Source organism: Pseudomonas sp. E141 (assembly GCF_052659885.1).
In genome coordinates, this window is sequence record NZ_CP084024.1 from 2,427,840 (window position 1) to 2,440,561 (window position 12,722).

A 12,722-nucleotide genomic window follows, 5' to 3' on the forward strand; every position below is an offset into this window, starting at 1 on the left:
CCTCAGGCGCTTTTCAACGTGGAACGGGATCGGGCCAGCGTCAGGTTGAGGCGTTTGAGCAAGGCCTCCGGCGACTCGTCAAATGCCATCACCACGGCGGTGCTGGCGGCCAGTTGCAAGCGCTCGCCGTGTTGCCGAGTCTTGTGGGCCAGGCTGCCAACCGCGTGGGCCAGTTCTGCGGCCAGATACCGGGCCTGGCTCTCGCCGGTGTCGGGCAGCAGGACCACAAAGCGATCACCGGCCAGGCGACAAAGCAGATCCTGACGGCGCAGGTTCAGCACCAGCAACTGGCTGACGGCTTGCAGCACCGCATCCCCCTCGCCGTGACCGAAGCGCTGATTGATGGCGGTGAAGTTGTCCAGGTCCAGGGCCAGCAATGACAAGGGCTGCTGGCGGCGTCGGCTGTCCTCCAGGCTGCTCGTCAGTTCATGTCTGAAAAAGTCCGCGCCTCCCAGCGGCGTGAGTTTGTCGAACAGGCGGTGCTCGCGGAACAACCGTTCACGCTTTTCCATTTGTCCGTTGATCGCCAGTTGTTCCCGGTGCCAGTGATAGATGCCGAGGGTCAGCAGAATCATGCCCACCGGCATCGGCCCGGACTCCAGCCAGTGGTCCCAGGTGATGCTGTCGGGCAAACGGATGAACTCGTCGAGGCTGTCGATCCACCAGGAAAAAAAGATGCAACCCAGGCCCCATACGAGGTAGTTGGTCACCCGACCGGCCGGGCGACTCTTGAGCACCAGGCCGAGCCAGACCAGCGCCAGCAAGGCCGAGCCGCCTTCGCCAAGGATATCCAGCCAGACCCACTCACTCAGCGGTTTGAGCTCACCGTTGGCCAGGTGGAGCATCAGCCCGAGGTTGGCCGCCAGCAGAAGCAGGGTGAGTTTGAGGCGGTGCGGGCGCAGCACGGAGAACATGGCCGGAATCCTTTGCCAGAAGCGGAATGCGGCTCAGCACAGCAGATGGATGTGACAGTGCGGTGACGGTGGGTGAATGGGTGGGGGAGGTCGAATCAGCTCATTGGTTGTCCGGATTTTTATGCATGAGATCGCCCTTATCTCATTGTGGCGAGGGGATTTTGTGGGAGCAAAGCTTGCTCGCGACGAAGACGACTCGGTTTTTCAGGGGATCGAGGCGCCTGCATCGCGAGCAAGCTTTGCTCCCACAGCGGTGTGCAGCGACGTTTCGCTAAAAGTGATCGGCTGCTGAAGGCCTGTGCGACTCGGAAACAGGTCATTTCAGCTCATTCTGGTCCGCCAACCCCCTCACATCAGTGTGTTTTAGGCCCTGCGGGCAAACGCTGTCACAGAACCGTCACCCCCCACCCCTAGCGTGCCCTCCCAGTTGCCGGGCCGTTGCCTGGCGGATTTTCGGATTCCTGGGGGAGATCACCATGCATCACCGCACAAGCACTGCCGGGCTCGTCGGTTTTACGTTCACCGCGTTGGCGATGGCCATTGCCAGTGAACGGCTGAGCGCTGCCGAGCAGACGACCACTGAACACGTCCAAGTGGTCGGTCAGGCGGCCAGCATCGATCAGGCCCTGAAGGAGCAGCGCAGCGCCGACAGCATCAAGAGCGTGGTGCATGCCGACGGCGTGGCGCAGTTGCCGGATGAAAACGTCGCCGAAGCCGTGCAGCGCCTGCCGGGCATCAGCGTCGAACGTGACCAGGGCGAAGGTCGTTTTGTCAGTGTGCGGGGCCTGGGGCCAGACCTCAACAGCGTGACCATCAACGGCACGCTGGTGCCGGCGCCGGAAAGCGAGCGCCGGGCCGTTGCCCTGGACGTGCTGCCCGCGGAGCTGGTGCAGTCGCTGTCGGTGATCAAGACCCTGACGCCGGACATGGACGCCAACTCCCTGGGCGGCACGGTCGACGTAAAAAGCCTCTCGGCGTTCGACCACAAGGGCTTGTTCTACACCGGCAGCAGCGAAGCCAGCTACGACAAGAATACCGGCCAGACGAGTCCGAAATTCTCTGGTGCTATCAGCGACCGTTTCAGCCTGGGCGACGGCATCGATAACTTCGGCGTTGCAGCAGCGCTGAGCTGGCAGAAGCGCGATTTTGGCTCGGACAACGTTGAAACCGGCGGCGCCTGGGATTTCGAGCAAGGCTCACGACTGGAAGAGTTCGAACAACGCGACTATGACATCCGTCGGGAGCGCGCCGGCGGCGGGCTGAACTTCGACTACAAGCCTGATGATCTGAGCAGCTACTACCTGCGCACGCTTTACAGTCGTTACAAAGACAGCGAAACCCGCAATGCCGCCAGCCTGGCTTTCGAGGATCCACAAGCGGCCGGCGAGCTGGGTGCCGCAGAAGGCGAGCGCAAGATCAAGCAGCGCGAAGAAACCCAGGAGATCCAATCCTATGTACTGGGCGGGGAGCGCATGTTCGGTCTCTGGACTCTCAGCGGCCAGGGCGGCTACAGCAAGTCCAGCGAGGACAGCCCCGGTCATATCGCCGGTGCCACATTCGAAGGCATCGACAGTTTCGAGGGGGGCTTCTACGGCAACGACAAACCGCGGCCGATCATTGGTTCGGGGTTCTATGATCCGGCCAACTTCAGCCTGGACAAGGTGGACTGGGAACAGCAGAACACCACCGACACCGAGAAAAACCTGCGCCTGGACCTGGCCAGAGACTATGACGTCAGTGGCTACGCCTCCCAGGTCAAATTCGGCGGCAAAGTCAGCCGCCGCGACAAGGACAACGATCTCGACGCCTGGGTCTATGAGGATTTCGACGATCTGGGGTTCACCGACGAGCAGTTGAACCTCGGACAATTCCAGAAGGGCAACGTGGATTACAGTCTCGGCCGTTACGGTCCAGGCATCAGTGCCGGAGCCATCGAACAATTGTTGGGTGGTCTGGACCGCGACGCCTTCTTTGATGCGCAAGAGTCGCGGGTCAATGACTTCCAGATGAGCGAAGACATCAACGCCGCCTACCTGATGAACACGGTGGACATCGACGATTGGCGCTTGATCGCCGGCATGCGTTATGAAGGCACGGAGTTCGAAGCCAAAGGCAGCGGCGTTACCGACGGCGTGTTCACCGACACCCAAACCCGGCGCAAATATCACCACTGGCTGCCGGGCCTGCACGCGCGTTACCAGTTGGACAAGAACACCCAGGTGCGTGCGGCCTGGACCAAGTCCGTGGTGCGTCCGACCTTCGGGCAACTGGCCCCGGGTTTTGTCATTGACGATGACGAGGCGACCTTCGGCAACCCGGACCTCAAACCCCTGGAGTCGAGCAACCTGGACCTGGGCATTGAACATTTCATGGGCCGGGCCGGCACTGTGTCGGCTTTCGTGTTCTACAAAGACATCAAGAACTTCGTCTACAACACCGACCTGGCGGGCACGGGCGCCTGGGCCGACTTCTCCGAAGCCCATAGCTTTGCCAATGGTGACAGCGCCAAGCTCTATGGCCTGGAACTGGCCTACTCACAAAAATTCGACTGGCTGCCAGCCCCCTGGAATGGATTGCTTCTGGGGGCCAACACCACCTTCAGTCGCTCGGACGCCGAGATCGAAGGGTTCGATCAGGCCAGCGGAACACAACGCAAGCGCAGCATCGACCTGCCGAACCAGTCGGACACCGTGGGTAACCTGATGCTGGGCTGGGAAAACGACAAGCTGAGCTTGCGCCTGTCGGCCAATTACAAGTCGGCCTACCTGTATGAGCTGGCGTCCATCAGCGACCGCGACCATGACCTGCACGTTGACGCCCAGACCTTTGTCGACTTCAGCGCCCGCTACTCCCTGACCAAAAACCTGCAAGTGAGCTTGGAAGCCCAGAACCTCACCGACGAGTCGTATTTCGTCTACACCGGCCACCGCGCCTACAACGGTCAGTACGAAGAATACGGCCCGACTTACAAGCTGGGGCTGACCTTCACCCATTTCTAGATCGCGACGCCGATCCGTCAGGGCGAGGAGATCAATCCCATCGCCCTGCAGGTGGACAAAAGACCCGTTTGAACCCGGCTCAATGACAAGGATTTTTCCGTTGAACACAGCTTTGTTTTTACCCAAGCAGTACCTGCTGGCAATGCTCATCAGCCTAGCAAGCGTTCCAGCGTTGGCAGCTTCCCCAACCCTGAAGCTGCAACCCTGGCCTCAGGCACAGGAACGCTCGATCAATGCCTTGGAATTCGTGCCCGGCCATTGGACCAGCGAACGACTGGCCAGCGCCCGTGAAGGCTTGCTGTTGCTGGATGCCCAAGGCCGCGAACTGTCACGCCTGGAGGGCTCCTTCGAAGGTCTCGACAGCCGTGCCCTCGGCTCGAACATTCTGGTCGCCAGCCTCGACAGCACTCGTCAGCAAGCACTGTTGGTCAGCCTCGATCCGGATAAACGCCAGTGGGGGACGCCGCTGTACCTGCCAGCACGAGATTTTCCGGTGAACGGGCTGTGCCTGTACCGCGATGAAGCGAGCAACCTGTTTGTGTTTCTGGTGGGTGAAGAAGGCAAGGGGGAGCAATGGCTGGTGGGCAACGGCGAGCACCTGAGCGCCAGTGCACAGCGCGTACGCGGCTTGCCACTGCCGCCCGATGCCCAGACCTGTCAGGTGCAAGACAGCGCCAATCAACTGTTCGTCAACGAGGAACAAGTCGGCTGGTGGGCCTACCCGGCATCCTCCGAGGCCGATGCCGTGCGTGTACCCGTGGCGATGCGCACACCGTTCGGTGACATCCAGCAGGCCGCTGGAGACCTGGCGGCATTACCAGGCGGGTTGCTGGGCCTGGACCCACAAGCGCGACAGCTGCATCTGTATCAGCAAGACGGCCAGGGCTGGACCTCAATAGCCCGTCTGGCGCTGCCCGGCCTGAACGAGCCGGAAAATCTGGCGGTACGGGCGACGAAAAACGGCCTTGAACTGTTGTTGCGCGACGATGACAGCGCACGCCTGTATCAGGGCCAAATCAATTGGCAACCCACCCCTGTGTCCCTGCCGCCGGTGCTGCCTACAGTGGCTGCCATTGGCCAGAGCGAGCCGGTGGCGCGCCAGGGCGACGCGGCGGATGATCCGGCGATCTGGGTTCATCCCACCACACCTGCCTTGAGCCGGGTGTTGGGCACCAACAAGAAGCAAGGCCTGCTGACGTATGACCTGCACGGCAAGCTGCTGCAGGAGCTGGCGGTGGGCCGCCTCAACAACGTCGATGTGCGCGGCAACTTCAAGTTGGGTACGCAAACCGTCGATCTGGCAGTCGCCAGCAATCGCGACCGCAACAGTCTCAGCCTGTTCAGCATCGACCGGGTCAGCGGCGAACTGCGCGAGGCCGGCGAGATCCCTACGCCACTCAAGGAAATCTACGGCATCTGCCTGTTCCAGCCGGTTGAGGGCGAACTGTATGCCTTCGCCAATGGCAAGGACGGGCGCTATTTGCAGTACCGCCTCAGCGCCCCGGACGGCGTGGTGAAAGGGCAGTTGGTGCGCCAGTTCAGCGTCGACAGCCAGCCTGAAGGGTGCGTCGCCGATGACCGGCGCCAGCGGCTGTTTCTCGGTGAAGAAGACGTCGGAGTCTGGGCGGTGGATGCCCGGGCCGACCGACCGGCGACATTGGACAACGTGATCAAGGTCGGACCTCAGTTGCATGCCGACGTCGAGGGCATCGCCCTGTACCAAGGCGCCGGCCACGATTACCTGGTGATCTCAAGCCAGGGCAACGACAGCTATGTGCTACTTGATGCCGAACCGCCTTATGCCGTGCGCGGTGCGTTCCGTGTCGGCTTGAACGGCGCCGCGGGCATCGACGGCGCCTCGGAAACCGATGGCCTGGAAGTCACTTCGGCCAACCTTGGCGGTCCCTGGAGCGACGGCATGCTGGTGGTCCAGGACGGCCGCAAACGGATGCCCGAGCAGACCCAGAACTTCAAGTTCGTGCCCTGGAACGAAGTCGCGAAAGCCTTGCGCCTGCCTTGAGCGGCGCTGTCATCAACCGGTCATGAACATTTCATCGAATAGCAGCCAGACAGGAGTTCTACCCATGCAAGCCACGCTGGAACATATGACAATCTGGGGCCTGATCAGCGATGCGAGTCTTCTGGTCAAGGCCGTCATGCTCACACTGCTGCTGGCCTCGCTGCTGAGCTGGTACCTGATCATCCAGCGCAGCACCGTGCTGCGCCGCACCGAGCGCCAGTTCAAGGGTTTCATGCAGCGTTTTCGCAGCACCAGCGATTTGCCAGCGCTGTTGCGCGAGACCGCCCAGGTGCGCGAGGAAGAGGGCGGCGTGGAGCCGATCTTTCACGCCGGCTTCCAGGCTTTCACCCAGCTCAACGTGCCCTCCGGCAGCCCACAGGTGGTGCTTGAAGGGGTGGAGCGTTCGCTGCAAGTGGCAATCAGCGAGCAGGAGGTGCAGTTGGAGAAAGGCTTGCAGTTTCTCGCCACGGTCGGTTCGGTCAGCCCTTACATCGGTTTGTTCGGCACGGTCTGGGGGATCATGAATGCCTTCCTGGGGTTGTCCCAGGTGCAACAGGCCAGTCTCTCCACCGTGGCGCCGGGCATCGCCGAGGCGTTGATCGCCACTGCCATCGGCCTGTTCGCGGCGATTCCTGCGGTGATCGCCTACAACCGCTTTTCCGCCCGCGGCCAGACCTTGCTGACACGCTACTACGCGTTCGGCAACGAGCTGCAGGCACGCCTGCATCGCAAGCTGCACGGCGCTCCGGTGAACCTGGCCGCGGCCGCTTGAGAGGAGAGGGCAGATGCTAATCAAGCCGCAACGCAAGCACGGGCCCAAGGCCGAAATGAACGTGGTGCCTTACATCGATGTGATGCTGGTGCTGCTGGTGATCTTCATGGTCACGGCACCCATGCTGACCCAAGGCGTGAAAATCGAGCTGCCCAAGGTCGCCAGCCAGGCATTGGCCAACGATAGCCGCCAACAGATCCTGACCCTGTCTGTTAAGGCCGAGGGCGGTTACTACTGGAACCTGGGTGCTGAACTGGACACCCAAAGCCAGACCGACAGCGCCGTGGACCTGGATCAGATGCGCGCCAAAGTGGCCCAGGTTGTCGCCGAGCGCAGCGATACCCAGGTGTATATCCGTGCCGACGACCACGCCGACTACGGTCGTGTCGTGGCCGCCATGGCCGCTTTGCAGCAGGGCGGGGTGAGCAACCTTGGGCTGGTGACCGAGGCACCCCGATGACGGCGATGATCATGCACAGTCCATCCTTGGGTTTACCCACGGTGTCCGGCAGTGGTTTCTGGAGGAACAGCCTGGCAGCAGGACTCGCCGTGGCCTTGCACGCGGTTGTCGCGGCATTGCTGGTGCTGGGCTGGACCGTAGAGAAACCGACCGTCGAAACGCCGCGGGTACTGCGCACGCAACTGGTGATGTTGCCACCGCTGCCTGTGCCTGAAGCGCCTGCGCCGACCGCCGTGGCAGAGGTCGCCCCAGAACCGGTCGAAGCCACGCCGGCTCCAGTGCAAGCGCCACGCCCGGCGCCGAGCAAACCTGCGGTTGATCCAAGGCTCCAGGCGCAGAAACTGGAGCAGGCAACCCTGGCGCGTAAACGGGTCGAGGAGCAAAAGCGCGAGCAGCAGGCCGAGCAACAGGCCCAGCAGCAGCGCGAGCGTCTGGAGAACCAGCGACGTCAGCAGGAAGCCGAGCAACAGGCCGCCGAACGACAGCGCCAAGCGGCTCAACAGGCCCAGGCGCTCGCCCGGCAACGCCAAGCCGAACAGGCGCGCCTGGCCGCCGCCGACAGTCGCCACTATCAACCCCTGAGCAAAGAGGCCCCGGATTATCCGCAACGGGCTTTGGACAAAGGGTTGGAAGGCGATTGCACGGTGGAGTACAGCGTCAAGCCGGACGGGCGAATCGACAACCCCAAGGTGCTGGATGGCTGCCATCCGTTGTTCATCCGACCCTCGCTGACTGCGGCCCAGACCTTCCGTTATCAGCCGCGGATCGTCGACGGCCAGGCCGTGACAGTGCCGGCGGTGCGCAATACCTTTCACTACCGCATCGAATAGAACCCGAGCCTGTTGCGGCCCGGCGTAATCGGACTAAACCGCGCCGGCGGCCGGCCGGTGCTGGCGCAACAGTTCGATCTGCTGCGATGGAACCAGCTCGCGCAACGCCTTATAGAGCGCCCGTGTTTCCAGCAGATTCCAGATGCGTAGCATGGTTTCCAGCGCATCCAGGGGTTTGCTGATGAAGTCCCGGGCGCCCAGCGCCAGGGCGCGCAGGCGGGTGTCGCGGGTGGCGTCGGCGGTCAGCACCAGGATCGGCAGGTAGTCGTTTGCCGGGATGCGCCGGTTGAGCTGCTCCAGCACGGCGAAGCCATCGAATGCCGGCATGTGCAGGTCCAGGATCACCAGGTCAGGCTCAAAACTGTTGAACAGGTCGAGGGTGCGCAAAGGCTCGGTGCTGCTCAATACGTTGTGCAGCCCTTCGCGAGCCAGCAACTGCTCCATCAGGTCCAGGTTGGGGCGCTGATCGTCAACGATCAGGATGCGCAAATCGCGATTCATGCGGGCTCCGGTAAATAACGTTCAAGGTGGCCGAGAAAGGCCTGGATATGAATGGGTTTGGTCAGGATCGCTGTGGCCCCGGCTTCGTGCAGGGCACGGTGGGTCAGGTCGCTGGCATCGGCGGTGATCATCAGTACCGGTGTGGACGCCGTAGCCGCCGATTGCCGCAAGCGGCGCAGCACCTCCAGGCCTGTCAGGTCCGGCAGGGTCACGTCCAGCAGGATCAACTGCGGGGCGTGCTGGCGAGCCAGGTCCAGGCCCAACTGGCCTTGCATGCTCGACAGCAGTTGAATACCCGGACGTCGCTGCATCAGGGTCTCGATCAGCGCCAGGCTCGACAGGTTGTCTTCGATGCACAGTATCTTGCCGTGATATTCGACTGACGGACGCGGTGCCTTCAGCGCGACGATGGGGGGCAAGCGGGCGTGTTCCACCCGGGCACCGGGCAATTGCAGGGTGAAACAACAACCTTGCCCCGGCTCGCTGTGGACCTGCAGGCTGCCTTGCATCATTTCCAGCAGGCTCTTGCTCAAGGACAGCCCAAGACCGGTGCCCTCGACCTGTGGATCGGCACCCAGGCGCTCGAACGGCTTGAACAACCGGTCAAGCTGCTCAGGGGCAATGCCATGCCCGGTGTCGCTGACGGCAATGCTGACTCGCGGCCCCTGGGCCGTCACTTCAATGCGCACTTCACCGCCGGGCCGGTTGTACTTGATGGCGTTGGACAACAGATTGAGCAGCACCTGCACCAGGCGTTGACGGTCGGCCAGCACACCGCTGCTGTCGGGTAGCGGCGCCAGCTCGGCTAACTGAATCCCGGCGTCGGCCGCCATGGGTGAAACCAGCGTCAGGGCTTCATGCAACACCGTCGTCAAGGCAATCGGCTCAATGTTCAGCGGCAGACGACCGGCCTCGATCCGGGCAATGTCCAGCACCTCGTTGATCAATGCCAGCAGATGCTGACCGGCGCGCAGGATGTGACTGACCTGTGGGCGCTGGCCGGCGCTGGAGTCCATGTCCAGCAGTTGCGCGAAGCCGAGTATGGCGTTCAGGGGGGTGCGCAGTTCGTGGCTCATGCGCGAAAGAAATTCGCTCTTGGCGCGGCTGGCGCTTTCGGCTTCTTCACGGGCGGTGCGCAGGGCGATCTCGGCGGCGCGGCGGTCAGTGATGTCGCGGGTGATCTTGGAAAACCCGCGCAGGGTGCCGGTACTGTCGTACTGGGCAGTGATGACCACACTGGCCCAGAAGCGGCTGCCGTCCTTGCGACAGCGCCAGCCTTCTTCCATGTAATGACCGTCACGGGCGGCTTCGTGCAGCGCCATGTCCGGGTGCGCCGGGCATTCTTCGCTCAGATAGAACAACGAAAAATGCCGGCCGAGGATTTCCTGTTCGGTGTAACCCTTGATCCGCTCGGCGCCGGCGTTCCAGGTAATGACATGGCCTTGGGCGTCCAGCGCAAAGATGCCGTAGTCCTTCACCCCATCGATGATCAGTCGCAAGCGTTCTTCGTTATCCCGCAGAGCCCGCTCGCGTTCGGCAAGCAACTGCCCGGCCTCTACCAGACGAGTGCCCAACTGGCCGATTTCGTCCTGCTCCGGCGGTTGCGGCAACAACGGTTGACCCAAGGCCAGGCGCTGAGCGTTGCCTTGCACCTGTTGCACGCGGGCGACAATGCCCTTGGACAGGAACAGCACCGCCACGATGGCGCCAAGCAGCCCGCACAGCGCCGCCAGTAGCGTGGCGAACAACAGGCGCATGCGCGTGGCCGAGGCGGCGGCACTGCGGTCGGCGAGCAGGGCGTCCTCACGTATACGCATGGCGTTGATCTGCTCGCGCAGCACGTCCAGGACGTGTTTGTTTTCGATCAGAATCGTCGTGATGGCCGCTGTGTCATCGGCCTTGCCGTTGCGCAAGGCATCCAGCCCATCGAGTTTTTCTGCGATCAGTGGGGTGATGGTCTTGAGGCGCTCGCGCATCCGGGCGTCGCGGATGTTGTGGTCCAACCGTTGTAACGCGGCCTTGATCAGCGGCGTGGCCTGTTCGTAGCTGGGCAGGAAGTCTTCGCGCCGGGTCAGCAGGTAACCGCGCACGCTGGCTGCGGCTTCGGCCAGCAGGGTATGCACCGTCTGGATATCGCCCTGGACCAGCAGCACCCGGCGCACGTCTTCTTCGGCCCGGGCGGTCTGGCGTTCGGTGATGTAGATCAGCACCAGCGACAGCAACAGCACCACCAGGGGCAGGGAAATGACCACCAATGCCTTGCCCCGCAATGGCAGGTTGGCCCAGCGGCGGGCGGCGAGGAATCTCATGGCCATTGCCCGCTGGGTTGTGCCACCAACCCCAGGGCAACACCGCGCACGGCGGCCTGGGTTCGATCGGCGGCTCCCAACTTGCCGATGACGCGCTCCACGTGGGCCTTGGCGGTGCCGGGGGCGATGCCGAGTTTTTCGCCGATTTCACGGTTGCTGAAGCCGCCGGCCACCAGCCCCAACACCTGGCGCTCGCGGGCTGTCAGGGCCTGGACCGGGGTAGCGCCACTGGCACCGCGCTCGGCCATGCGCCGCAGCAGGCGCGCACTGACCGAACTGTTCAGGGCCTCTTCGCCCTGGGCGACCCGTTTGAGGGCGTCCAGCACTTCATCGCGGCTGGCATCCTTGAGCAGATAACCGACCGCGCCCGCGCCGATGGCGGCTTCAAGGTGATCAGGGCTGTCGTCCATGGTGAAGATCACCACTTTGATCCCCGGCTGGCGCTGCTGCAGGATACGCGCCGCCCCCAGGCCATTGAGCACCGGCATGCGAATGTCGAGAATGGCGATGTCCGGTTGCAGCCGCTCGCACAGATCGAGGGCTTCCTGGCCGTCGCTGGCCTGGCCGACGACTTCGAACCCCGGGCTGCCGGCCAGCATGCTGATAAAACCGGTGCGGGTCACTTCGTGATCATCGGCCAAAAGCAGGCGTAAAGGGGACGTCATGAGTGTGTTCCGTGGGTGGGTAGGGGGACGCTGGCCAGCAAACGGGTGCCGCCATCGGGCTGGCTGAAACAGCTCAGGTGGCCGCCCAGCAGGCTGGCACGTTCCTGCATGGCCGCCAGGCCCAGATGGCAGGTGCCATTGGTCTCGATGGGTTGTTCCAGAGCAAAACCACGGCCATTGTCTTCGACCCGCAGCGAGGCCCGGTCGTCGCTCACCATCAATCCCAGGCGTACATGGCTGGCCCGGGCGTGCTTGAGAATGTTGTTGATGCCTTCCTGGGCAATGCGGAACAAGGCGATTTCGGTGTTGCCCGGCAGGCGAGCGGCGCTGTGCTCGGCCCAGTCCACCGACAGGCCTGCATCCCGCAGGCGGTCGGCTTCCTTGTCGACGGCTTTGTACAGACCGAAGTCATCCAGCGCATGGGGACGCAGACCGCCGATCAACTGCCGGCCTTCGCCGACACAACCCCGGGCGAGATCGAGGATGGCCTGCAAGTCGTTCGCCAGGGCCAGCGGCAGAGGCGGGCAGCGACCGGCGAACCCCTGCAGGCGCTGATGCAGGCCGGCCAGGTTCTGTGCCAGGCCATCATGCAGGTCGTAGGCCACACGCTTGCGTTCGTCTTCCTGGGCGCTGAACAGTCGATGGACCAGCTCGGACATGGTGCGTTCGCGGGCCTGCAACGCTTCGAGCAGACGACTGTTCTCCAAATGGGCAGCCAGCAGGGTCGCCAGCAATTGCAGTGACTCAATATCCTCGTTGTCCGGCGTGCCGAGGGCTACGCCGTTGCCCAGCAATAAAGCCCCGAACACCACACCGTCGGAGCCACGCAACGGAACGCGCAAGACCTGGGGCAGGGCGCTGCCAGGGTACTCCAGCCATTGTGGCTCGGCTGACGGCGGCTGAGCCAGGTTGGCAAGCAGATCGAGCCGTTCTTGGCTGCCATGGCTGGCGATGGTGCGAAACGTGGTGTCCGCCGCCCACTCCAGCAGCAGGCCATGATCCATGGCCATGAATGCGCACGCTCGTTGCACTGCGCGCTGGCGCATCGCCGACAGGGGCAGTTGCGTCAGTTCATGGCCGGTGCCCAACAGCAGGCGCAGGCGTGCGGCACGACTTTGCGACTGGCGATATTGGGTTCGGATGGCCAGGGCACTGCCGGGGTCATGGGGTGGGCTTTGCATGATAGGGCTCCAGCGTGGATGGGACCGGTCGGCGTGGCGGTATTAGAGCGTGTCATCAGCACCGGGCCTAT

10 protein-coding genes are annotated in these 12,722 nt (G+C 63.0%); 5 read left to right on the plus strand and 5 right to left on the minus strand.

What is annotated here, in order from left to right; translation table 11 throughout:
* Positions 1-2 precede the first annotated feature (2 nt).
* Positions 3-914, minus strand: a complete 912-nt coding sequence (locus tag GKKCFE_RS10950; protein ID WP_160892667.1) for a GGDEF domain-containing protein — start codon at positions 912-914, stop codon at positions 3-5.
* Positions 915-1,390: 476 nt separating this feature from the next.
* Between GKKCFE_RS10950 and GKKCFE_RS10955 the strand changes: the two genes are divergently transcribed.
* The 5 genes from GKKCFE_RS10955 (at position 1,391) to GKKCFE_RS10975 (ending at position 7,995) form a co-directional block, all read left to right on the plus strand.
* Positions 1,391-3,913 carry a TonB-dependent receptor gene (locus GKKCFE_RS10955; RefSeq protein ID WP_047226516.1) on the plus strand — a complete coding sequence of 841 codons (2,523 nt, stop codon included), beginning with the start codon at positions 1,391-1,393 and terminating at the stop codon, positions 3,911-3,913.
* An 82-nt stretch (positions 3,914-3,995) separates the two neighbouring features.
* On the plus strand, positions 3,996-5,933 hold the full coding sequence (locus GKKCFE_RS10960) for a phytase (protein WP_445577830.1): 1,938 nt from the start codon (positions 3,996-3,998) through the stop codon (positions 5,931-5,933).
* Positions 5,934-5,997: 64 nt separating this feature from the next.
* Positions 5,998-6,705: a protein TolQ gene (gene tolQ, locus GKKCFE_RS10965; RefSeq protein WP_076384930.1), complete on the plus strand. Its 708-nt coding sequence runs from the start codon at positions 5,998-6,000 to the stop codon at positions 6,703-6,705.
* 13 nt (positions 6,706-6,718) lie between these two features.
* On the plus strand, positions 6,719-7,165 hold the full coding sequence (gene tolR, locus GKKCFE_RS10970; RefSeq protein ID WP_316913171.1) for a protein TolR: 447 nt from the start codon (positions 6,719-6,721) through the stop codon (positions 7,163-7,165).
* Positions 7,162-7,995, plus strand: a complete 834-nt coding sequence (locus GKKCFE_RS10975) for an energy transducer TonB (RefSeq protein ID WP_316913172.1) — start codon at positions 7,162-7,164, stop codon at positions 7,993-7,995. The genes tolR and GKKCFE_RS10975 overlap by 4 nt, the downstream gene beginning before the upstream one ends.
* Positions 7,996-8,028: 33 nt before the next feature.
* On the opposite strand, the gene GKKCFE_RS10980 is transcribed toward GKKCFE_RS10975, so the two are convergent.
* Genes GKKCFE_RS10980 through GKKCFE_RS10995 form a run of 4 tightly spaced genes read right to left on the minus strand, consistent with a single transcriptional unit; the run spans position 8,029 to position 12,651 of the window.
* A complete protein-coding gene (locus tag GKKCFE_RS10980) occupies positions 8,029-8,496 on the minus strand; it encodes a response regulator (RefSeq protein WP_047226511.1) in 468 nt (155 codons plus the stop codon).
* Positions 8,493-10,805 carry an ATP-binding protein gene (locus GKKCFE_RS10985; RefSeq protein WP_076384926.1) on the minus strand — a complete coding sequence of 771 codons (2,313 nt, stop codon included), beginning with the start codon at positions 10,803-10,805 and terminating at the stop codon, positions 8,493-8,495. The genes GKKCFE_RS10980 and GKKCFE_RS10985 overlap by 4 nt, the downstream gene beginning before the upstream one ends.
* Complete coding sequence (locus GKKCFE_RS10990) at positions 10,802-11,470, minus strand: response regulator (protein ID WP_047226509.1); 669 nt, start codon at positions 11,468-11,470, stop codon at positions 10,802-10,804. The genes GKKCFE_RS10985 and GKKCFE_RS10990 overlap by 4 nt, the downstream gene beginning before the upstream one ends.
* Positions 11,467-12,651, minus strand: coding sequence for a sensor histidine kinase (locus GKKCFE_RS10995; RefSeq protein ID WP_445577831.1), 1,185 nt, complete (start codon positions 12,649-12,651; stop codon positions 11,467-11,469). The genes GKKCFE_RS10990 and GKKCFE_RS10995 overlap by 4 nt, the downstream gene beginning before the upstream one ends.
* Positions 12,652-12,722: the final 71 nt, after the last annotated feature.